The following is a 19,678-nucleotide window of genomic DNA, read 5'->3' as shown; positions in this document are numbered from 1 at the left end:
CTCTGTCAAATCATGTTTTCTACAAGTTTGTTAATTGCCTTGCCACGGTACCCAGTAACTCCGCCAGCAGCATAGCTCTTCTTTATTTTTCCTTTGTATCCTTTTCTTGGAGGGTGCGCTCTGAAAACCGGTTTGATGTCTGGTAGATGTCGAAAATCGACTTTTAGTTCGCATATAGCCCCAGCTAACTCTTCCAAAGTCTTATAGCCAACTTTCTGAGCATACTCCTCGTCAAGCTTTTTATTGCCGATGAGTTTCCCCCGCTTGCTGAGTAGCAGAAGTATATTCTCTTTTGTTATTTCACCCCAAGCAACAAAGTGTCTAACCTTCTTTAACATACCAAAGAAGCTGGGGCGGTTGTCGACAAGGGTTATGTGGCAGTTTCGGTTTAGGTGAAGGATTCCAAGAGTTTTCTTCATTTCAGGTGATACACCAACTGTTCCTCGAACTCGAACCACTGCCAAGCATTCTCGTTTTTCAGCCATTTTACCTCACCCAGTCTTCAGGTGTAATAAGGCTGTAAGTTTTTTTAAGGGCGTCAAAAACAGCATAGGCAAACGATGGAATAGTTCTTGTCGAACCGAAGCTCCTTGTCCAACAGTCCTTTATTCCTGCAAGCCCTAGAATTATCTTCGCTGTTTCACCTGCAACTAAGCCGAGACCCCTAGGTCCTGGAATTAAAACAATTTCTACACCACCACATTTGCCTGTTGTCTGAAATGACATTGAATGTGGCTTTCCACATCCACATTCCCAACTGCCACAACCTCTACGGACAAAATTCACGTTGAGCCGTGCGTTCACAGCTGCTTTTTCAATTGCTGCACGTACTTGTCTTGTTTTCCCACCGCCTAACCCTATGTAGCCATCACGGTTACCAACTGCTACTATTGCTTTAAACTGCGACTTCTCTCCAGCGTCGGTTTGTTTTTGCACCAAATTTATGTTAATAACTTCTTCTTGTAAATCAGGAAGCAAAAGATCTACAATTTCTGACTCGCGTATCTTCAATCCTTCCATAAATATTTCTTCCATAGAAGAAATGCGGCCTTCTTGGATCATTTTGCCAAGGGAGGTTTTTGGCGTCCACGTTTCGCTTACTTCGCGTTTTCTTCTTCTTATACGTCGTCTTCGACTTCGTCTTCTCATAGGTTTTTAACTTTCCTTTTAACTTTCTTCTTTGCCTTTCTCGCCTTCTTTCTCTTGGGTGGGGCTGCTATTTTTTCTTTTGCTGCATTAAAGTGTTCCACTAGTTTTTCTGGAGCAAGTTTTCTTTCTAAGTATTTAGAAAATGTTCTTTCATAGAGTTCAACATTTGAAGAGGCTAAACTTTTAGCATAATCGGCGATGTGTTGTCCTCTTAATTGTTTTTCATCTGGCAGTTTCTCTACGCCATGTGGAACACTAATACCAGCGTCTAAAACGCCCTTTAAAGAGGCAAAAACACGAGCTCCCTTTGTAGGTTGATGAAGTCCTATGTCCGCAACGGCTTTTTTCATATTTTTAGCCACTGCTCTCGTACCGCATAATAGGCCAGTTAGATATGCAGAAGGTAAGTTTCCACATGCAGCTTGCCAACCATAATTTTTTAGCTCTTGCGAGTTAGCTGAGACAATGACTTTGTCACCTGTTGTGGTAGCTTCTATAATTTGAACGTTCATGTGTTTCAGTGACCCTCTCGTTACCATGCGAGGAAGTCTTGAGAGTATCAGTGCCTTTCTTGCTTTGTAGTCCGTTTTGCCTTCTCTGCGTCTCCGAAATGGAACACAATAGGATGGACCTTTTGCCATCAACGCGTTCTCCATAAGCTTTTAGCCTTTATACGGCGCTCAAGTTCAGCGATTGATTCGAAGGCACCACTTCCTGCTATTTGGTAAAACTTACGATACGTGTTTTCTGTAATTACACGTTTTTCTTTCAACTCTCGTAGCCTTCTTCGCAACGCTCGAATTCTCTTCATCCAAACCTCTTTCTTAGACACTCTTGGCTTGCTTCTTTTGCCGGGACCTCTTCTTAACCCCTTCTTCTTCTGTCTATGTAAAACACGGGCGCGTGATCGGCTAACTCCTTTTTCGGGAAGGGATCGTATGGTCCTTTCGTGAATGAGTTTCCTAATTTCTTCTCTGGTGATTGCTACCTCAACTTCGTCTATTCTCTCAGGATCTATCCAAACCCTGTTTCGCCCTATTTTAAGGATTTCAGCAGCAAGGCGGCGTTGGCTTTTGAGACTCATTTGTTATCACTTCCTTTCCTCCGTTTGGAGCGTTTGGAATGTTTCGTTTTCTTTTCTGGTTTTACCTTAGTCTCTTGAGGTTCTGAAATCGTTTCTTCAAGCAACTCTTCTTCAATTTCCCTTTTGACAAGTGGATTCAAAACATGAATTTCTCTTTCTCTTGCCTGTAACGCAATTTGAATTCGTTTTCTAGTTCCTACAGTGTGAGCGATTCGTATGGCTTGAGTTTTAGGGTCCACCTCTACTATTTCATCTAGTGTGTGAATTAGTACTTCCTCGTATCCTGACGGGTGTAGTCCTCTAGCAATTCGCGGTCCACGATAGCCAACATTTACGGCCTTGGGCCAACCTTTTGCTTTAAGTCGCATCTTATTGTCTAATCCGCGGGGTTTTCTCCAGCTTTCCTTCAAGCGTTTGTAACGCCAGCTTTCGTGGCGTCTAAACTTGGGCTTTCTCGCCTTCACGGCCTTCCGCAACTTTACTGCTTGTTCAGCAGCAGCCTTCTCTTGCCTTGGTCTTTTGATCAAGTTTCTGTCCCCTTGAGACGCTCATACACGTATATGCCATCGAGAAACACACGCGGATCTTTTCTTTTGACTCTTGTTCCTTGTTCGATGTTTGCTGCTGTCTGGCTTACGTCTTCCAAGTTGATTCCCTGAACAATTACGTCGTCGGATTTAACTGAAACTGCTGTGTCCCCCACTATTTTTGCTGTGCGTGGACTGCGTTCGCCCGTAAAGTTCTCTATTAGAACTTTCTTTTGTTCGACTTTGACGGATATTGGAAAGTGAGAAAAAACGATTTTTAATTTGTATGTGAATCCCTTAGTTACTCCCGTTATCATATTTTGAATGTGAGAACTTATAGTTGCAACTGTTGCAGCCTCTTTTTTGCGAGGCCAATCTGTTCGAATTTTTATCAGTTTTTCTTCCTTTTGAATAGATAGAGGTGCGTGAGAGAAATCTCTGGTTAACGTTCCCTTCTCTCCTGATATGGTTACTGCTCTGCCATCTATTTTGACGTCCACGCCTTCGGGGACTTCAACAGTTTTTTCGACTTCCAATAAGCGCATTTTCCTTCTTTTTCTCCTAATAGACGAAGGCTAATAGACGGCCCCCTATTTTTTCCTCTTTTGCTGTTTTGTGAGAAGTCACACCTCTGGGAGTGGATACGACAAGGATACCTATATCCTTTGAAGGAAGAAAGCTTCTTTCCCATTTCTCAAATTCGTCTGCTCGTACTGGAAAGCGAGGCCTGATTGCGCCGCATTTGTTTATTCTTCCGAGAAGTTGTATCTTGAACTTTCCTGTCATGCCATCATCTATGAATTCAAACTCGCCGATGTATCCACCTAGTTGCATAACTCTTAGGACTCTGCCAAGCAGTTTAGAGGCTGGACTGATTATACATTCTCGCTTTAGGCGCATCTCGTTGTTTATCAATGTGGTCATGCCATTCGCGATTGTATCCGCCACTATCTTCCGCTTCCTTATTCGTATTTTTTAAACCCAAGTTTTCGGGCTATCTCCCTAAAGCATTGCCGGCATATATATAAATTGTAACGCCGGATTATTGGGCCGTAAGAGCCACATCTTCTACAAGGTCTGCTGCCCTTACCGAATTTTCGTTCTTTCTTAGGTCTCTGTTTTCCCATTCAGCTACACCTCAGGTCATCTCAACCGCTAAAGTATCTTTGATGAATACCATTGCCTCTTCAGGGGTTAACAAATGATTTGTGCCGATCGTTGATCTAGTTCGTCTTCGTTCTTTGACGCGATAGCCAGCACGACCGAGAGTAACCGAGATATCCATCCCGAAGATTCCAAGCTCTGGCGTGTATTTTGTGCCTGGAATTTCAATATGTTCTCTTATCCCGAAGGAAAAGTTGCCATTTTTGTCGAAACGTTTCTTTGGTATTTTATTGTCAACAGCTTGAAGTGTTTTGGTGAGGAATTCTATGGCTTTTTCTTTTCGAAGTGTTACAACGCAGGAGATTGGTTCACCCTTTCTTATTCCAAAATCTCTTATGGTTTGCTTGGCTTTCCTCTTTACAGGTTTTCGGCCTGTCAGTTGTTCGAGAACCTGCACAGCTTTTTCAAGGGGCTCCCCTGACTGTCCCACAGCCATGTTAATGGTTACCTTCCGGATTTTCGGCTTAAGCATAGGAATTTCTCGCCATTTTTTTCGGATTTCCTCTTCTTCCGACAACTATCTCACCTCGGGCAACGATATGGAGTGTTCACCTTCACCTGTAGCGAAAATGAAATCTAGAGTTGTCTGGAAACGTTTCCCAGCGGCATCCTCTATTGTCGTCAACAGTGAGCGACGTTCTTTCGCTTTAGCTTCTTCAATGTCTACGATTTTTCCATAGACTCCCATGTTCTTTCCTCCAATGATTAATGCAGTTGCGTTTTTCGCCAGTTTTATTTGTCCGATTATCTCGCCGTCAGGGATGGCGACTTTGATGACATTGAGGGTCTGGTAGACATCTTCTTCAGGGTTCTTAGGGTCTGCAACTTGTACTAATTTGTTAGCGCCATCGTGAAGGTTAAGTTGAATATGGCCATGGTAAACAACCGTCTTGTTTTCTATTCGACAAAGCTTGAATGTAGCTTCATCTTTTTCTATAGGGTGCAAAATGAGTCCCTTTCTATGCGACAAAATTCGATAAGTTACCTCTGCGTCAGGAATAGAAATGACATCCATCAAACCCACAGGAAACGCTTCTTCTCTGCGAGTTTTTCCGTCAACAAGCACCTTTCCTTTTGAAATAATAGTTTTCGCTTCTTTCCGCGTTTTTGCAAACCCCAAAATGTCTCTCATAATTATTGTTAATGGTAGGCTATGCGCTAGTGAGTGAGGACCAGGTTTTGGTTTTACAGTCCAGACGTATTCTTTGCGGTGGATTGGCCAGAATCTTGGCGCTGGCTTTCTTTTCAGGTGTCTGCTTCCACCTTTCTTTCTCAAACTATTCACTTCTCCCTTCAACTTTGGCTTTTTTTGTTCTTTTCCGTCTTGGTTTCGCGGTTTTTCTAGCTTTCTTCACTGTCTTTGACGCAGGCTTTGCTGGTTCTTTTTTCTTCTTCTCCTTTCTCTTAGGCTTCTTTGCCACTTCTTTCGGCTTTGGTTTTTCTTTGATTTCTTCCCTTTCCTCAACAGCTTCAGCTGGAGGATGTCTTTCTTTTTCTAGAAGTACACCTTTCCGATTTAACGCCTTTCTGCGCCATTTGTCAGTCATATCAAGACTGATAATCATTGTTTTTGATGGATGAATTGGAATCTGTATTGACGTTCCATCTACTTTTTCCCGCGTGACGCCTTCAACGAAAATTCTGTATTTTCCACGGTCAACTCTGATGATTTTACCTTCAAATCCTTTGCGATCGCCTCTCATTAATCGAACCGTATCGCCTACTTTCACAGGAATGGCGTTTGCTCCATGCTTCTTCTTCAAATCAGGCGATAAAGCCGCGGAAAAATGTTTATAGCGCAGATGAGCAGGAGCTTGAAACAATTTTTTGCGTTGTGTTCCTGGTTTTGTAATTTGCATGGCGTTCACCTACACTATTATGCTTGCAGCGCTCGCTATTCTAGGCCATCGCTCTGCTGCTTCTCTCGCCACTGGACCTCTAATCTCGGAACCTTTCATTTCTCCTTCAGTGGTCATTATGACTGCCGCGTTGTCCTCAAACTGAACCCAGATACCTTCTGCACGACGGAAGGGCATTCTCTGTCGCACAACGACTGCTCGGAAAAGTTTTTTTCGCATGTCTGGCAACCCTTTCCGTACAGAGGTCATTATCAAATCGCCTACACCAGCTGCTGGAACACGCCTTAGCCGTCCTTTGTATCCGATGACTTGGATAAGTTTGAGTTTTCTAGCGCCGGTGTTATCGGCGCATTTCAACATGGTGCCGCATTGGACGCCCCTTGTGACTTTCGGTTTTTGCCCAAGCATTGCCCTTGCGAATAACGCTCGTGGTCTCGCTCTTGCCGCCAACTATTTTTCCTCCAGTTTTTCAACTATCACGAAGGCAACAGTCTTGCTTATGGGACGGCACTCGGAGATTTTCACTCTGTCGCCTTCTTTCGCATTAAGGCAGGGTGGGTTGTGAGCAGGTATGTGGCTGTGTCTTCTCTCGTATCGTTTAAATTTAGGAAAATAATGAAGATAGTTACGTCGAATTATAGCAGTTTTATCCATTTTTGCACTAATAACCAAGCCATCCAAAGAACGCCCCCTAACAGATAGGCTCCCATGAAAGGGACAACTAGGGTCAGTGCATGATTTTTTAGGTTTCTTCAAAGAGAATGCCATTCTTCTACCAGATCCTCCTAATTCGCTTTTTCAAGCGCTCTTCAGGTCTTCCCACCAGAATCTGCCCATCAATCTCCACGATTGTGGAATCTGGCAGAGTGAAATGGAAAACTGCTTGGCTTTTTGCTATGGTTTTCCTTTTGTTGTCCTGCAGTATTACAAACGTGTTTCGTGTTTCGTTAACAATTGTACCAGCGATACCTATGTGACTGGGGTTGGAGGCTTTTGCGATTTTTGCTTTGAGACCGATAAACTCATGCTGAATTATCGCAGGTGTGACTTTCATTGTTTTTTCGCCTCTTTTGCCTCTGCAAGTTTTGCTTCGTGTTCTACGGTGAGGATGCGAGCGACGGCTTTGCGAAGTTCTCTTATACGTGCGGTGTTTTCTATAGAACCCCCTGCCTTCGTCATTGTTCTTAGTCGTACAAGTTCGGTTCGTAATTCTGTAACTTTTTTTCTCCGTTCTTCGGAAGATATGTCTCGGATGTCTTTGAGTCGAATTATGGGCATTTTTTATTCGGTTGCCTCCTCTTCCTCTTTTTCCGTCATTGGTGTTTCGGCTTCTACAGGTGTTTCTGCTTCAAGTGCTTCAGCTGTCTCCTCTTTTACTTCTTGAGGAAGTATGATTATTTTGTCTGGGAACTTGGCGTCGGGAGGCATTATGCGTACTTTTACTCCAAGAATGCCTGGTTTTAACTGGACATGCATCTCTGCTTTTCTCGTGTATACTAATGGTGGTTCTCCACTCTTCGGCAAGTATCCAGCGCGAAATTTTTCATATTTTGACCTTTGACCCCGCAATTTCCCGCTAATAGTAATTTCAACTCCTAATGCTCCAGCATCCATAATTTGCTTAAGCGCCCAATATCCTGATCTTCTATAGTGAACACCTCTTCTTAACCCCGAAGCAATACGTGAAGCGATAACATATGCATTGAGTTCGGGGATTTCAATTTCCGCTACAGAAATTTGGGGATTAGGAAGTTCGAACTTCTCCAAATCGCTTGCGAGGTCCTTTATGGTTTCTCCCCCTCGACCGATGACGACGCCGGGGCGCATAGCGTAGATCACTATGTGTGTTCCTAGCGGCGTCTTTGCGATGTCTACGCCGCCATAACCTGCCCGTTCAAGTTTTTTCTGCAAAAATTCGTCGATTTCTGTCTTTTTTATGGATTCTTCGATAAAATGTTTAACTACAGACATTAAGCAACTCCCTCTGTTTTCTCTTCTATTTCTTCTAGAACAATTTCGATGTGTGTAAGCGTTCTGTTTTTCGGGCTTGAGAGCCCAAATGCTCTTGGTATAGCGCGTTTAACTTTCATTCCAGGGTAGGCTGATGCGTGGATTATGCGAAGGCGTTCAACGTCAAGGCCTTTGAAATCAGCATTACCTTCTGCGCTTTCAAGAACTTTCAAGATTTTTGTTGCTGCCTTAATCGGATACTTTCCGACCATGGCTTTTTGCATTCCATGTCTATGGCCCAGCTTTTTCACGAATCTGCGGAAGGGGACAGGTTGTTTTTTTACCATAACTTGCCTTAGATATCGTTTTGCTTTATCCACACGCATGCCTTTGATTGTATTGCACACTTCTCTTGCGTGTTTAGGGGATATTCTAAGCTCCCGTCCACTGGCTTTAACAGTTCCTTCAGTATCGAATTCTGTGATTGAGTATCCGAATTTTGGCATGCTTTCTTCCAGCTGTGCAGTTCAACAGCATCAATGTAGTTTATATTTCTTTTCGTGGCAAAAAGCAGGAATAGCAAGGTAAGTTTTCTCTAGTGTGTCAAAGTCCAGAATCAAAGTCTGCCAAAATACAGAGTTTCCATTTTCAAGTTTATTAAGAACATCAGATAAACTGTTTCACAGCTTGGTGACAGCCTTGCCCCAATCAGTCATAGCAGTTTCAGATCTCACAAAGTTCTACGGAGATTTCAAAGCGTTAGATTCTGTCTCCTTTACAGTGGAAAAAGGGTGGATATATGGCTATCTAGGTCCAAATGGAGCGGGCAAAACTACAACCATAAGAACCATGCTTGGCCTTCTAAAGCCAGATCAAGGTGAAGCCAAAATAAACGGTGTCAACCCGTCTGAAGATCCAGTTCAAGCCCTCCAAAGTCTTGGATATGCTCCGGAACTGCCAACCTTGCAGGCTTTCTTCACTGGAGAGCAACTACTGGACATCATGGGAAAGATGTTTGGGTTAGATGGAATGGCGAGGAAGAAGAGGGTTAAGCAACTTCTTGACTTGGTTGGCTTAAAAGAGTGGGGCAGCAAGAAGGTTGGAAAGTATAGTAAAGGAATGGTTCAGAGACTCTCTATGGCTTTGGCCCTCATCAATGATCCCGTGGTTCTCATCATGGATGAGCCTACGATTGGTATGGACCCAGAAGCCACAGCTCACTTCAGAGATCTCTTTACAACCTTTTCAAAACAAGGTAAAACTATCTTCATATCCTCACATCTCCTAGACGAGGTTCAACGCATCTGTACTCATGTGGGAATGATAAATAAGGGGAGAATGGTCTTCACAGGCCCAATGGAACAGGTGTTGGAGGCTTTTACCCAGAGATGGGTTGTTGAAGCAGAACTGGAAAAGGTAACGAAAACGGTAGTCTCAAATCTTGAAAAGCTAGATTACGTTGAAGGAGTTAAGGTGGAGGGAAATAAGCTAAGGATAGAACTGAAGGAGAAGAAGGACTTGAGAGGCGAAATTTCCTCAGAAATCTTCAAACGAAAAGGCGTGTTACTAAGTCTTAACCTGGGCAAGATAACGTTAGAAGACGCTTACCTACGCGCTCTGAGGGGAGGTCAATAACATGAATGCTCTTAGAAGAGTTACTGTAATCATTGGTTACGAATGGAAGAGAGCCCTAGCCAAAAAAAAGTTCCTTGCGCTAGTTATTTTGGTGTTTGCTGTCCAAATAATCATTTTTGTAGTGTTCAATCATCTTTTTACTAATCCCCCTCTTGGTTTAGAGGTATGGTTGGAGCAAATTAAGCCTTTAATGTGGACTTTGGAAGTATTAGCTCCTCAAGGGTTCTTTTCAGTGCTTATTGCTATTATGGTTGCTGGCGGGTCGATGTCTGAAGAATACGAACAGGGGACGGCCGACATACTATTATCCAAACCGATTACAAGAATGGAGTATATAGCTGGAAAGTATCTTGGTGGATTGTCGCTTTTTAGTTTTGTAATGGCTTTGACAACAGTTCTTGGGGTAATCTTATCCGTTATATTTTTCAGCCCTCAAGATAGTCTTCAGTTTGTTCCACATGTTTACCTAGCGTTGGTTTACTCCAATCTGGTTTTCTTGTCGTTAGCCTTTATGTTTAGCGAAGCTCTTAGGAGAACAATGCTTGCTCTGCTTTCTACTGTTGGCGTTTTCATAGCTTCAAGTGTTATAAGTGGTATTCTAACAGGGGTACACATGATCACGGGAGAAGAGCTTTACCTAGAGGCTAGTAAGTGGCTTCCAGACTGGTGCGTATCAAACTTTCCTAACTTTGTGATTAGAGAGCTTAACATAAGTGTCCCTTTGTTTGGGGGCACCTTTGTCTCCGCAGGAGAGACACAGACTCTTTTAGCAGGATCCCTTATCGCAGTCTACACTATTGTTTTCGTCGCAATAGCTGTCGTCAGAATCGTTAAATCAGATGTTACAAAGAAAACGGCTTGATACAAGTCTAAAATAATGAAAATCTCACAAATTAGATCTCTTTAGTTGAAGAGCCGTATTCTTTTAAAGTTTCTCTCTACAATAAGACTAGCATGCCTAGGCGTCAAATTATTCGAAATGGCGATAACATTCTCCTATACCTTAACAAAAAACGCTCCTACTTGGTCAAAGCAGAAAAAGGCAAGAGTTTCCACACACACAAAGGCTATATTCAGTTCGACAATTTAATTGGCAAAAAATACGGTACACAGCTGCTTAGTAGCTTAAACATAGAATTTGTAGCTCTAAAACCAGCTCTTCGCGACTTCATTTTCAAAGCTCAGCGAAAAACTCAGATAATATACCCCAAAGACATATCCTTGATAGTCATGTTTGGTGGAATAGGCCCTGGAAACCGCGTCATTGAGGCAGGCACAGGTGCAGGTGCTTTAACTACCGCTCTAGCTTTCTACATTAAGCCACGAGGACGAGTCTACAGCTACGATATTCGACCAGAATTTCAAGAAGTCGCCCTTAAAAACCTGAAAAAAGCCCAAGTCGAAAAGTATGTCGAGCTCAAAAACAAAGACATAACATTAGGCATCGATGAAAAAGATGTTGATGCAGTTGTTTTGGATTTGGCAACTCCGTGGCTTGTGATACTCCATGCTTATTCAGCACTGAAAGGCAGTGGAAACGTTGTATCCTTCAGTCCTACAATCGACCAAATCGTAAAGACCGTTGAAGCCCTGAAGGAAAACGGGTTTGTTGACATAGGCACATTTGAATGTATAATGCGTGGAATGCAAGTAGCGCGGGGAAAAACTCGACCGCAGACGTTCATGACTGGGCATACAGGCTATGTAACGTATGCTCGCAAAGCACTCTAAAAAATGAGAGGGTGTTGAAGTTACATAGATTTATTGAGCTCTTTTTTCCACAACGGAATGATTATCCTCTTTATTAGCATCACGACTCCAAGGGAAGCAAAGCACAGTGGCCCCCCAACGATTAATCCTCCAGTAATCCAAACTAAACCTGTGACCAAGACTGGAAAGACGGACATCAGTTGATTGACAGGTTCAGGCGTCTCTTTTCCCTCTTCAAATTCCTCGCTTAGAAAAGTCTTGATGGTGGAATATTGTTCACCACCCGTTGCGTTTTGACTTGTAAATTCGCGGATGCTAATTTGAATAAGCAAAACTCGTCCGTTTTCATCTATATTTTCTCTAGTTCCCATCGTAAAGGCGCTTGCGTTTTCGGGAGGCAATTTTGAAACAATTTCGCCACTCCATAAGCCCTCCTTAAAGGTCATACGTTCAGTTATCATAAAGCCACCTTTTTCTCTTGTCAGTGCTTCAATAAAGGGGACGACTGTTTCGAATGTCCCGTTTCTAAGTTTCCCTTGAATGTCGGCATCCATTATCCGGACACGTTCTGAGGGCTCAGACGTGAAACCATACATGGATTCGAGGCTCGCTGCAGATTGCAGACCATAACTGCCTTCCAAGCTATCTCTTTGTGGAGCAGCATTATAGAAGACTGAGAAAGCAGCAATAGTTAACGCTAAAGCCACGGCAATTCCTATTTCTTTCTTTGTTATCTTCATTCTTAATCCAGTAAAGAAAAAGGAGTAGCGCTTGGTATAATGCTATGTTTTAGAACAGCGTGTACTAAAATTAGTACGGACGAATTGGAGACCAAATGTAATCGTGCCTCGGTGTTTTTCGTTTAAACAAAATGTAAACTATTGAAGCTACAACGAAGCTGACGCCGAGAATCTCCACTTCTCTATGCGAGACAGTTTCCACACGATTTTGTTCTGAGTAGTCCAGAAACGGGGGCCTTAAATCTTCACTTGAAAAATGTGCGAACACCTCTGAAAGTTTTTCCTGTTGGCCTGCCTTAACTAAGAACAGCCATGTTGGAACAAGTGTCATGACCAAGCCCAGAATGATAGCGGTGACAACATATGCTATGGCTTTGTTCATGACTGTTTTCTCCACATGTTAAGTAGGTGTGTGTTGCTTTTAGTTCTATGTTCTAGAACAGGTTGATGCACACTCAAAATGGCTTTTCCCTCCACAACCTAATCGTCTCAAACCATAAAACGGAGCATCCAATAACACCGAAGGCTAAGGCAAAGAAGTTATGGACGCTACCCGTCAAGCCGTAAAATAGTAGATAGGTAATAAGCATAGTATTCAGCCAGACTGAATAAAATAGATAACGCGGCACCAGAAAGCGTCCCACCCTTGTGAAAAACCGGAGGAGACCTACTTTAACCTCTTCTTTCAGAACATATTCACCTGTTCTATTCTTTGTTACAAGTCCAATATCCTGCAACTTTCCCAAGTGATGAACTGCAATGCTGGGGCTTGAAAAGTGAAGGGAACGCTGAATTTCCCGCACACCTGCGCTGTGGTTGGATGATCTGATCAAATACCAATAAACTTGTAGGGTTTTGCCTTTCAGCTGCGATTCAATAACAGATAAGTCAGAAGCGGGTTCTCTGGACATTAGAGCTCTCCAAAACATTATCCGAGCGGAGCGTTATATAAAATCTGGCACTGTGAAACTGCAAAAACACGCGCGTTTAGAAGATATTCCTTGCTTCTACTTTTTTCTTGTTCCATTGGAAACATTCGGGTTCTGAAATATACCTAGCTAATATAAATAGCCTTAATTTTCTGCATGTAGAATGATTAATGAGAAGGTGAATAGTTGAATCGTGAGGGACGAGTTAACTTAGCCAACAAACTTACAGATCTCCTCCTGAGGAAATTTGGAGATAACATACTTTTAGAGGAATATATGGTTCCACGGCTAAAAACGTGGACACAGAATATTCAGACCGTGAATCGTTCTTTATCGTAAAAAATGGCTCGAGAGCACAAAGTTTCAGTTTTGCCTATGAAGGCATGCCCGTGAGTGTACCCGTGCAAACTAGTTGATATTGAAAGAGATATAAATGAGATTGATTTGACTGGCCATTGAAAATGGGAGGACTATTCAACTTGTTGAGACACGTTGATCTTGGGAAATTTAGTAGTGTGTTAGGGAAAATTCTGAAGAAAGATTTTTTGAGTTTTTTGGGTTAGGAATCGCGAGAAAATCTTGGTTTCTTCTTATACTAACATATATTCGAAAGATTTAAGTATCTTTGTTACATCTTACAAGATACATAATTGTAAAAGTGAGTGAGGTGAGATTGATGGATAAAAAGGAAGAAGATGAAGAGTTGGGTGCTTGCTGCGAAGGTGAATCCGGAAAACCACATAAACTCATGATAAAAATGTGTTGTCCTGAAGGTGAAGATGCTGAAAAAGTTCACGAAAAGATTCTCATGAAACTGGGCAAGCATCTTGGAGGTCGAGGTAATGTTGTGGTGACCAGATTGAATGATGAAGACCTCAAGCAGATTGATGCTCTGGTTGAAGTAGAAGCCTTCAAGAGTAGATCTGAAGCTGCAGCGTTCTTTATAAAAGAAGGAATACAAGCTCGCAAAGACCTATTTCAAAAGGTCATGCCGACAGTAGACAAAATTAGAGAATTAAAAAAACAAGCTAAAATGTCATTAACCACATAAAAGCCACTTACAACCATCAAAACAACTTGTGATCCAAAAGATTATCGCTTGTATAATTGAAACCCGTGAGAATTCAATAAGTAATAAGCGATATCTGTTTTCCCTCGGGTAATCTCCCGAGACCCCCTCTTTTTCATAGTTCTTCTCCTGGCTTTATTAAAACTCTTGAGCGATCCTATTATCCTCTAATCAGGCGTCTACCTACCTTTTCTAACATCTCAAGCTTGTGGTCCTTTGAGAACCGAGTGACTGGAACTAAATCGAAGATGTCAAACCCAAGCCTCCTAAGATAATCTTCAAGATTATATAGGGCGCGAATTGCACCTCGACCGCTTCCACCAGCCGAGGCTATTCCAATCGCTTTTTTGCCAGCAAAAGTCTTAAAGTCTAAACCGGTCTCGCACCGGCGAAGACGGTCCAAAAAAATCTTAGCGGACTCGCTTAAGTCATGCCAGTACACAGGGGTGGCAAAAACTAATGCATCACATTTAGCTATTTCATCCGTCAAATTCTGGAAGTCATCTTCATGAGCGCAGACTCCTTCATCCCTACACTTGCCCCATCCGTTATCACAGGCAATGCATGGCTCAAGGTTCAATTTGTTTAGGTGAATAAGTTCAACCGTCCCACCCTCATTTCTGACACCGTTAAGAACGGCTTGCGCGAGACTAGACGTCAACCCATCCAAGTTTGGACTTGACTGAATAGCAATAACTTTCATACTAACAACCTCGAACTAAGAGATATGAGCGCAATGAAAAATGTTGCGCAACCACTTCTAAAAAGTGATGGGGTGTAGGATTTGAATCCTCCCACAGAGGAGACATCTCTCGCAAACTCTTCCTTTTTTCTGATTCAGAAGGGGCGTGTTTTGTGAATCTAGGTAACCCTTGTAAAGCTTCAACTTGCCAGGATTACCTATATATAAATGGAACTCAGTGCTTTAATGATGGAGAAATCTCTCATAAAGGAAGTGTTTGGTTGTCTCAAGGAAGCAGTCCTGCGAAGAAACTGGACCAGCTTAAGCGTCTTATTCAGGAAAAGTCCATTAAGTGGGGAGCTGACCTCGTCGGATTTGCGGACTTTGAGAGGTTCAATCGATACCCAGAGGAAAACCGTCCTCCTGAAGGAACCAAGACGGTCATTGTTCTGGCGATGTGGATGGAAGATCCCATTTTGGACCTGTGGCTTCACACCCCTTCCTGGGAGGACCAAGGCAAGCCAAACCGTGCATTTGAAGATGAAATCCTGCGTGGCGTATCACTACGTCTTTCACTTTTGCTTGAACGAGAAGGGTATTGGGCTGAACCCGCAAATTATGAACCAGGGCTCTATCTAAAAGAGGCAGGGGCTCTCGCAGGTTTAGGCATTATTGGCAAAAACAATCTTCTTATAACAGAAAAATACGGTCCACGAATACGCTTACGCGCTGTTAATACTAACGCATCATTGAAACCTGACCTAATTATGAAAAGCCTTGACTACTGCCACGAATGCGACAAATGTGTTGATGCCTGTCCCGCAAACGCATTTGACAATGGAAAATACGATAAAGAGGCTTGCCTCAGCTATTGCGAAAACAACATGAAGGAGATATCAAAATACTCTGCGCTGTGGTGCATGGAGTGTTCAAACATCTGTCCCATCGGCAAACGCAGAGCGTATTCAAACAGGATACAACAATCATGATAAAAAGAAGGAGCCGCATAACCGCTTGCGCTCCTAGAAAGTTGGACCGGGAGAAAATTGAACCCATATGCAGTGGTGATATCTCTTGCTAGTTGCCTTACGGTTTCGAGACATGTTTGTTGTTTTTGACGTAGAATCGCCAAGGCTTTTCGCTGCCGAGTTTTATTCCAACTCTTCTTGCAGTGATTGTATCGAAATTTTCATTGATCTTCGGATAACTGATAAGGAGTTCTTTTGTTTTAGTTAGATCTAGGCCGTTCTGCTTTTTTGTTATGTTTAGGGCTTGTGTCAGTTTCCCTGGGCCATTTGACAAGTTGACCCGAGAGCTTGGTCTTCTGTTTTTATGGGCCAATTCGACGCCGTCAATTACTTCGACTCCTCTTATCAGAACAGCACCTGGAATGCCCTCTCTCTCAGTCGTGACGTTAAGGCAGTAATGATTTCCATAAATGAAATATACATACACAAAGCCTGCCTTTCCGAACATCAGCTCGTTTCTAGGCGTCTTGCCTCTGTATGCATGACTTGCTGGGTCATCGTTTCCTCTATAAGCTTCAACTTCAACTATCCTAGCTAAAATATCTCCTTCAGATGTTCGTCTGACCAAAATTTTGCCTAATAATTCTTCTGCAACGACAACTGTGTCTCGAGCGTAAAAACTGCGTGACAAAACTCTCATGATCAGGTCATCTAATTGCATCAAAAACTGTCAATCCTTTTCTGTTCAGATCGATACTTGAATGGTCTTCTTTTTACAGGTCATATAACTATTTGAACCCTCCCCTAGGTTGAGGTATCCACCGTCAACCCCATTTTTTTTGGGCTTTTGCATTCATCGAAATAGAAGTTTCTTTCAAAAGCATTAATAGCTTCTAATGCACATTATATTTGGGGAGAAAGATGAAGAAAAAAAATTTCCAAATATTACTTACATTCCTTCTAGTAGGCGCGTTGACATCGGCGTCTAATGTGCCTTCAGTTTCAGCGGAGTATGTACATGTTGATTTATCTTATTTGGCAACACACCCAGAAGAGTTTCTAGGCATTTTGATCCAAACGACTGGAATGGTTCGGTTGGATGTCTTCAAGATTCCAGAGCAGCCAGGAAATGTTTTCCTAGAAGCCTCGGATTCTCCCTGGGTTGGAATGTGGGTTTACATTGAACCATATATGATTCCGTTGAATGGTAGCATTATTACCATTTATGGCGCAGTTCTCTACGGGATGATGGGTTACTATGTTCACGTCCAATCCTGGGTGTATGCGCCTAAGCTGTTGCTGGAAACTGACAAACATATCTACAAGCTAGGAGAAAACATCACAATCACACTAACCAACATTGGTAGCGCGACAGTGACAATTGGAGGGTACCCAGCTTGGTATATATTCACCTACCCAGAAGAGCAGCAAATACTTGCCACGTTTTACTCATTTCTAGCATGGTCGTTAGAGCCTGGCGAGAGTGATAGCTTCACCTGGGATCAATATGACCTGTCTACATATGACTACGTAAACCCAGGAACCTACATAATAAAGGACACGCAAGAATGGGGATTGACCACATATTTTAAGATAGTTGACGCAAAAATAATAGTTCCAGACGACTACCCAACAATCCAAGAAGCCATAAACAATGCTAATGAAGGAGACAGCATCTTTGCTAGAAATGGAACATACTACGAGAATGTTGTCGTGAACAAGTCTATATCTCTACTTGGTGAGGATAGAGAAAACACAGTTATTGATGGTGGTGGAGCTGGAACAGTGATTCAAGTAGATTCAGATAACGTGACTATTAGCGGCTTTGAGATACGGAATTGCTCAATGGCGTGGGGAGATTGGGGCATTGCTTTGAATTACTCCTCGAAAAGTGTCATAAGTGGGAACATCGTAAAGGCTGTGTATGCCATCCTTGTTGAGGGGGGCTCTGATAACAGCGTTAAAGATAATGATGTTGTGGGGTACGATGGTTCTTGTGTCTTTCACGGGCTCCAACTCGTAAACTCCAGCGGTAACGTTGTCAGTGATAACAATCTGAGCTCGGACTGCCATTCTGCGCTTGTTATGCACAATTCGAGCAATAATATCATCTCTTTCAACTATATGTCGGGGCATTTCGTGCCTTTTTACTTCACTATGGAGAAATCTAGCAACAACTCGATTGTTGGAAACACTATGTGGCAACCCGCCCCTCTGTTTGGAGGGCACATATATTTCATAGAGTCGAAGTGTAATGTTCTCTATCACAACTCTTTCTTAGTGGATGAAGGCCCTAACATAATGTCGATTGACGAACTCAGCACAAACAACACTTGGGATAATGGCTGTGAAGGAAACTTTTGGAGTGACTATAACGGCACTGATTTGAATGGTGATGGCGTTGGTGATACTTATCTTCCTTGGAAAGGAGTAGACAACTATCCACTGATGAATCTATATTGGAGTCCTGGAGACGTTAACCATGATTTAAAGGTTGACATTTATGATGTTGTTTTAGCTTGTAGCGCCTATAGTTCCACTCCTTCAGACCCCAATTGGAACTGTCACTGTGACATAGCTGAGCCGCATGGAATCATAGACATCTACGACATAGTAATGATCTGTTCAAGCTACGGAGAAGAATACTTACCATAATTCAACAGATTGAGATTCTTCCATAAGCAGTGGAGATGTCTCCCGCAACTTCCCACTTTTGTGGTTCGGGCTTGTTCTTCTATGAACAGCTTCTTTTATCACTGAAAACACGCGTGTGCATCATGGAGAACATGGAATCGTTGTTATGATTGATACATACTGAAGTACGTTCTTTGTCTGCTCAAGTTCATAGAGGAGAGTTCCAGAAATCATAAATACTTTTCATGTGCAATAACCAAATACAAAGGGCGTGCATGCAGGGGAAGAGGTGACTTTTTAGAAACGAGTTGTGCATGCGTTAAATACAACTCTAATTGTTCCCCCCTCTTTCTTCAAGCCTTGACAGAAGTCAGGGAAGCGGGAGACTGCTTAGCTCGAGATGGAGAGCTGAAAGTGGCCACCGAGAAAGGAGAAAAAACATAATTGGAAAGAATTAAAAAGATAAGCCTTTCAGTGCTAACGCTGATACTAGTGCTTTCGATGTTGGCAAACATTCCCAGTGTCTCATCGGTACAAGGACCTAGAACCGAAGATCTCATCATCCGCTTCTATAGCGACGTACAGAGTACATACGCCGCATTAAAAGCTGATGAAATCGATTTGGTGGCTTACACAGGCTGGTCGGTGGGACTACCACTGCATGATGGCAAGCAATCCACCGCAGATCTGTTCGTAGATGCAATATCAGATCCTAACATTGTGCTGGCTCCTTTGCCAGGAAACGACATTGTCGGGTTTGATTTTAACAGCAACTGCACCATCTCGACGTATCCAGGCATCCAGTCACCAATGACTTACAAGTCATTTAGACAGGCACTCGCATTTCTAGTTGACAAAGATTGGATAGTGGACGTGGCCAAAGGGGGATTCGCGTCTAAAATCGACGTGCCCATTCCATATCCACAGTCTGGTTGGTGGAACTCAAACGTCACTGGGGTAAACTATCCCTATGCTTACAATCTCCTTACAGCAGCATCATACCTTGACACAGACGGATTCGCTCAAGGTGCAACTCCGAACCCATACTACGACCCGGCTTTTCCAGGGTCAGCAATGTACATTCGGACCTATCCACCAGGCCATTCCAAGGCAGGACAGGACTTGGATCCACTTATTTTCTACGTCAGAACCGACGACTCGGCAAGACTTCAGGCTGGACGGCACCTTTATAGCAACATGAGGAAACATGGCATACCAGTCAATCCAGTAGAAGCGCCCAAACAGGCACTTTATGATCCGGTGATGGGAATGCGAGACTTTCACATCTACACGAGTGGGTGGGTGGTGAAAAAGTGGCCCATCTACCTCTACCAGCTCTACCACCGCGACTTCTGGTATCCTTATGGAGCAAACTATGTGACAGGCCTCAACTGTACAGGTGGCCCCAACTATCCTCAACTCGACCATGAACTGGAACAACTCTGGTTCAACGACAACTACGCTGGGTCTATAAGCGCGTGTAATAGAGCCCAGCAGATCATGGTTGACGAGTGCATTTCCGTGTGGCTGTACAGCAGCCTAAGCTATGTCCCTTACACAGCAAAACTACTAGGCATT

29 protein-coding genes are annotated in these 19,678 nt (G+C 43.0%); 7 read left to right on the top strand and 22 right to left on the bottom strand.

Features of this window, described 5'->3' with window-relative positions; genetic code table 11:
- Window positions 1-5 precede the first annotated feature (5 nt).
- The 17 genes from NWE91_08580 to NWE91_08500 are packed head-to-tail and all read right to left on the bottom strand — an operon-like array spanning window position 6 to window position 8,239.
- Window positions 6-485, bottom strand: coding sequence for a 50S ribosomal protein L30 (locus tag NWE91_08580; GenBank protein ID MCW3986443.1), 480 nt, complete (start codon window positions 483-485; stop codon window positions 6-8).
- A gap of 1 nt (window position 486) precedes the next feature.
- A complete protein-coding gene (locus tag NWE91_08575; protein MCW3986442.1) occupies window positions 487-1,149 on the bottom strand; it encodes a 30S ribosomal protein S5 in 663 nt (220 codons plus the stop codon).
- A complete protein-coding gene (locus NWE91_08570) occupies window positions 1,146-1,790 on the bottom strand; it encodes a 50S ribosomal protein L18 (GenBank protein ID MCW3986441.1) in 645 nt (214 codons plus the stop codon). Before NWE91_08570 ends, NWE91_08575 begins: the two co-directional genes overlap by 4 nt.
- On the bottom strand, window positions 1,790-2,233 hold the full coding sequence (locus NWE91_08565; GenBank protein ID MCW3986440.1) for a 50S ribosomal protein L19e: 444 nt from the start codon (window positions 2,231-2,233) through the stop codon (window positions 1,790-1,792). Before NWE91_08565 ends, NWE91_08570 begins: the two co-directional genes overlap by 1 nt.
- On the bottom strand, window positions 2,230-2,757 hold the full coding sequence (locus tag NWE91_08560; GenBank protein MCW3986439.1) for a 50S ribosomal protein L32e: 528 nt from the start codon (window positions 2,755-2,757) through the stop codon (window positions 2,230-2,232). Before NWE91_08560 ends, NWE91_08565 begins: the two co-directional genes overlap by 4 nt.
- Window positions 2,757-3,305: a 50S ribosomal protein L6 gene (locus tag NWE91_08555; protein ID MCW3986438.1), complete on the bottom strand. Its 549-nt coding sequence runs from the start codon at window positions 3,303-3,305 to the stop codon at window positions 2,757-2,759. The genes NWE91_08560 and NWE91_08555 overlap by 1 nt, the downstream gene beginning before the upstream one ends.
- A gap of 16 nt (window positions 3,306-3,321) precedes the next feature.
- Window positions 3,322-3,711, bottom strand: a complete 390-nt coding sequence (locus NWE91_08550; protein MCW3986437.1) for a 30S ribosomal protein S8 — start codon at window positions 3,709-3,711, stop codon at window positions 3,322-3,324.
- An 11-nt stretch (window positions 3,712-3,722) separates the two neighbouring features.
- Window positions 3,723-3,887 (bottom strand): 30S ribosomal protein S14, encoded by a 165-nt coding sequence (locus NWE91_08545; GenBank protein MCW3986436.1) that lies wholly within the window; start codon window positions 3,885-3,887, stop codon window positions 3,723-3,725.
- Between the two features lie 11 nt (window positions 3,888-3,898).
- Window positions 3,899-4,441, bottom strand: a complete 543-nt coding sequence (locus NWE91_08540; GenBank protein ID MCW3986435.1) for a 50S ribosomal protein L5 — start codon at window positions 4,439-4,441, stop codon at window positions 3,899-3,901.
- The gene (locus NWE91_08535) at window positions 4,442-5,200 is read right to left on the bottom strand and encodes a 30S ribosomal protein S4e (protein ID MCW3986434.1); all 759 of its coding nucleotides are present in this window, start codon (window positions 5,198-5,200) and stop codon (window positions 4,442-4,444) included.
- 1 nt (window position 5,201) lies between these two features.
- Window positions 5,202-5,783: a 50S ribosomal protein L24 gene (gene rplX / locus NWE91_08530; GenBank protein ID MCW3986433.1), complete on the bottom strand. Its 582-nt coding sequence runs from the start codon at window positions 5,781-5,783 to the stop codon at window positions 5,202-5,204.
- Window positions 5,784-5,792: 9 nt separating this feature from the next.
- On the bottom strand, window positions 5,793-6,191 hold the full coding sequence (locus NWE91_08525; protein ID MCW3986432.1) for a 50S ribosomal protein L14: 399 nt from the start codon (window positions 6,189-6,191) through the stop codon (window positions 5,793-5,795).
- A gap of 42 nt (window positions 6,192-6,233) precedes the next feature.
- Window positions 6,234-6,551: a 30S ribosomal protein S17 gene (locus NWE91_08520; protein ID MCW3986431.1), complete on the bottom strand. Its 318-nt coding sequence runs from the start codon at window positions 6,549-6,551 to the stop codon at window positions 6,234-6,236.
- A gap of 4 nt (window positions 6,552-6,555) precedes the next feature.
- Window positions 6,556-6,837, bottom strand: a complete 282-nt coding sequence (locus NWE91_08515) for a ribonuclease P protein component 1 (protein ID MCW3986430.1) — start codon at window positions 6,835-6,837, stop codon at window positions 6,556-6,558.
- Window positions 6,834-7,061, bottom strand: a complete 228-nt coding sequence (gene rpmC / locus NWE91_08510) for a 50S ribosomal protein L29 (GenBank protein MCW3986429.1) — start codon at window positions 7,059-7,061, stop codon at window positions 6,834-6,836. The genes NWE91_08515 and rpmC overlap by 4 nt, the downstream gene beginning before the upstream one ends.
- 3 nt (window positions 7,062-7,064) lie before the next feature.
- Window positions 7,065-7,754, bottom strand: coding sequence for a 30S ribosomal protein S3 (locus NWE91_08505; GenBank protein MCW3986428.1), 690 nt, complete (start codon window positions 7,752-7,754; stop codon window positions 7,065-7,067).
- A complete protein-coding gene (locus tag NWE91_08500; GenBank protein MCW3986427.1) occupies window positions 7,754-8,239 on the bottom strand; it encodes a 50S ribosomal protein L22 in 486 nt (161 codons plus the stop codon). Before NWE91_08500 ends, NWE91_08505 begins: the two co-directional genes overlap by 1 nt.
- A 193-nt stretch (window positions 8,240-8,432) precedes the next feature.
- Here NWE91_08500 and NWE91_08495 point away from each other — a divergent pair, with 193 nt between their 5' ends.
- From NWE91_08495 to NWE91_08485, 3 genes are all read left to right on the top strand, one after another.
- A complete protein-coding gene (locus NWE91_08495) occupies window positions 8,433-9,368 on the top strand; it encodes an ABC transporter ATP-binding protein (protein MCW3986426.1) in 936 nt (311 codons plus the stop codon).
- A gap of 1 nt (window position 9,369) precedes the next feature.
- Window positions 9,370-10,230 (top strand): ABC transporter permease, encoded by an 861-nt coding sequence (locus NWE91_08490; protein ID MCW3986425.1) that lies wholly within the window; start codon window positions 9,370-9,372, stop codon window positions 10,228-10,230.
- 92 nt (window positions 10,231-10,322) lie between these two features.
- On the top strand, window positions 10,323-11,099 hold the full coding sequence (locus NWE91_08485) for a tRNA (adenine-N1)-methyltransferase (protein ID MCW3986424.1): 777 nt from the start codon (window positions 10,323-10,325) through the stop codon (window positions 11,097-11,099).
- 20 nt (window positions 11,100-11,119) lie between these two features.
- Here the strand turns inward: NWE91_08485 and NWE91_08480 are convergent, their stop codons facing one another.
- The 3 genes from NWE91_08480 to NWE91_08470 all read right to left on the bottom strand — a co-directional run bounded on the left by NWE91_08480 (window position 11,120) and on the right by NWE91_08470 (window position 12,729).
- Window positions 11,120-11,818: a hypothetical protein gene (locus NWE91_08480; GenBank protein MCW3986423.1), complete on the bottom strand. Its 699-nt coding sequence runs from the start codon at window positions 11,816-11,818 to the stop codon at window positions 11,120-11,122.
- Between the two features lie 70 nt (window positions 11,819-11,888).
- Complete coding sequence (locus tag NWE91_08475) at window positions 11,889-12,200, bottom strand: hypothetical protein (GenBank protein MCW3986422.1); 312 nt, start codon at window positions 12,198-12,200, stop codon at window positions 11,889-11,891.
- A gap of 73 nt (window positions 12,201-12,273) precedes the next feature.
- A complete protein-coding gene (locus NWE91_08470; protein MCW3986421.1) occupies window positions 12,274-12,729 on the bottom strand; it encodes a hypothetical protein in 456 nt (151 codons plus the stop codon).
- Between the two features lie 694 nt (window positions 12,730-13,423).
- Here NWE91_08470 and NWE91_08465 point away from each other — a divergent pair.
- Window positions 13,424-13,798, top strand: coding sequence for a ribbon-helix-helix domain-containing protein (locus NWE91_08465; GenBank protein ID MCW3986420.1), 375 nt, complete (start codon window positions 13,424-13,426; stop codon window positions 13,796-13,798).
- A gap of 178 nt (window positions 13,799-13,976) precedes the next feature.
- Here NWE91_08465 and NWE91_08460 read toward each other — a convergent pair whose 3' ends face one another.
- Window positions 13,977-14,519: a flavodoxin family protein gene (locus NWE91_08460; GenBank protein ID MCW3986419.1), complete on the bottom strand. Its 543-nt coding sequence runs from the start codon at window positions 14,517-14,519 to the stop codon at window positions 13,977-13,979.
- Window positions 14,520-14,779: 260 nt separating this feature from the next.
- Here NWE91_08460 and NWE91_08455 point away from each other — a divergent pair, with 260 nt between their 5' ends.
- The gene (locus NWE91_08455) at window positions 14,780-15,487 is read left to right on the top strand and encodes a 4Fe-4S binding protein (protein ID MCW3986418.1); all 708 of its coding nucleotides are present in this window, start codon (window positions 14,780-14,782) and stop codon (window positions 15,485-15,487) included.
- 97 nt (window positions 15,488-15,584) lie between these two features.
- Here NWE91_08455 and NWE91_08450 read toward each other — a convergent pair whose 3' ends face one another.
- Window positions 15,585-16,166: a DNA-3-methyladenine glycosylase gene (locus NWE91_08450; GenBank protein ID MCW3986417.1), complete on the bottom strand. Its 582-nt coding sequence runs from the start codon at window positions 16,164-16,166 to the stop codon at window positions 15,585-15,587.
- A 221-nt stretch (window positions 16,167-16,387) separates the two neighbouring features.
- On the opposite strand from NWE91_08450, the gene NWE91_08445 reads away from it, so the two are divergent.
- Window positions 16,388-18,121 (top strand): hypothetical protein, encoded by a 1,734-nt coding sequence (locus NWE91_08445; GenBank protein ID MCW3986416.1) that lies wholly within the window; start codon window positions 16,388-16,390, stop codon window positions 18,119-18,121.
- A 423-nt stretch (window positions 18,122-18,544) separates the two neighbouring features.
- A partial coding sequence (locus NWE91_08440; GenBank protein MCW3986415.1) for an ABC transporter substrate-binding protein occupies window positions 18,545-19,678 on the top strand: 1,134 nt, incomplete at its 3' end.

The organism is Candidatus Bathyarchaeota archaeon (genome assembly GCA_026014805.1).
GTDB lineage: Archaea > Thermoproteota > Bathyarchaeia > Bathyarchaeales > SOJC01 > JAGLZW01.
The sequence above is the reverse complement of the archived record's forward strand: the minus strand, read 5'-3'. Positions and strand labels throughout refer to the sequence as shown.